The sequence below is a fragment of the Streptomyces sp. NPDC055078 genome, assembly GCF_053607985.1.
Genome location: NZ_JBSGUP010001086.1, coordinates 1 through 1,495 on the forward strand (window position 1 = coordinate 1; position 1,495 = coordinate 1,495).

Genomic DNA, 1,495 nt, shown 5'->3' on the forward strand with positions numbered 1-1,495 from the left:
CCTAATGGGAGCTACCGGGTCGTAGAGACTTGGTGCCGTAGCCGCCAGCAGGTGAGCACTCTCCGCGCCGGAAGCATCGACTTCTGAGGTCAGACCGTGCCCCTGCTGGTTGGCCGGGAGGCCAGACCGCTGATGGGGTGGCGTGCCCGCCCAGGAGGGCGTGAGCACTGGATCCATTAGGCCGCGCGCCGCGCCTTCCGCAGGCTGCTTAAGGAAGTGAACTACGTTACGGGGAGGGTCTGTTGCTGCTGATCGGCGATGACTGGGCGGAAGATCATCACGATGTCGAGCTCCAGGACGAGGCCGGCCGCAGGCTTGCCGCCGCGCGGCTGCCGGAGGGCGTGGAGGGCATCGCGAGGCTGCACGAGCTCGTCGCGCGGCACGGCGGTGAGGACCTGGACGCGGCGCGGGTGGTGGTCGGTATCGAGACCGATCGTGGCTCGTGGGTGCAGGCCCTGATCGCCTCGGGCTACCAGGTGTACGCGATCAACCCGCGCCAGGCCGCCCGGTTCAAGGAGCGGTACGCCACCTCCGGCGCCAAGAGCGACAAGGGTGACGCGCACGCGCTGGCCGACATGGTCCGCATCGACAGGGCCCAGTTACGGCCGGTGGCCGGCGACAGCGACCAAGCCCAGGCCGTCAAGGTCGTCGCCCGCGCCCACCAGACCCTGATCTGGGAACGCACCCGCACCTTCCAGCGGCTGCGGTCCACGCTGCGGGAGTACTTCCCCGCGGCTCTGGGCGCCTACGCCGAGCTGGCGCTGACCAGCACGGACGCGCTGGAGCTGCTGATCAAGGCGCCCGCGCCCGCGGCGGCGGCGAAGCTGACCCGCTCCCAGATCACCGCGGTTCTGACCCGCTCCCGACGCCGGAACCGGGAGGAGAAGGCGGCCGCGATCCGGGCCGTTCTGCGTGAGCCGCAGCTCGGCCTGCCCGAGCCGGTCACGGCCGCCTACGCGGCGGCCGCCACTGCCCACGCGCGCGTGCTGATCGCGCTGAACGAGCAGATCGCCGAGATGGAAGGGCAGGTGAAGGCACATTTTCTCGCGCACCCGGACGCTGAGATCTACCTCTCGATGCCTGGCATCGCGGAGATCACCGGCGCCCGGGTGCTCGCCGAGTTCGGAGACGACCCCACCCGCTATGCCTCGGCCAAGGCCCGCAAGAACTATGCCGGCACCAGCCCCGTCACCCGGGCCTCCGGCAAGAGCCACACCGTTCAAGCCCGTTATGTCCGCAACAACCGGCTCGCCGACGCGTTGCAGGCCCAAGCGTTCTCCGCTCTGCGGGCCTCGCCCGGCGCACGCGCCTACTACGACAAGCAGCGTGACCGCGAAGCCGGCTACAACCCCGCCCTGAGGCAGGTCGGCAACCGCCTGGTCGGCATACTCCACGGCTGCCTCAAAACCCGTACCCGCTACGACGAAGCAACCGCCTGGTCACACCACGCCCAATCCCATGCCGCTTGACACCCAACGACATGGGGTGTCTGACC

Annotated in this window: 1 protein-coding gene; it reads left to right on the forward strand. The window is 69.6% G+C overall.

Annotated features, from left to right (window positions below; genetic code table 11):
- The first annotated feature begins 242 nt into the window (after window positions 1–242).
- Window positions 243–1,469, forward strand: a complete 1,227-nt coding sequence (locus tag ACWF94_RS40340) for an IS110 family transposase (protein WP_453500253.1) — start codon at window positions 243–245, stop codon at window positions 1,467–1,469.
- The last annotated feature ends 26 nt before the right edge of the window (window positions 1,470–1,495 follow it).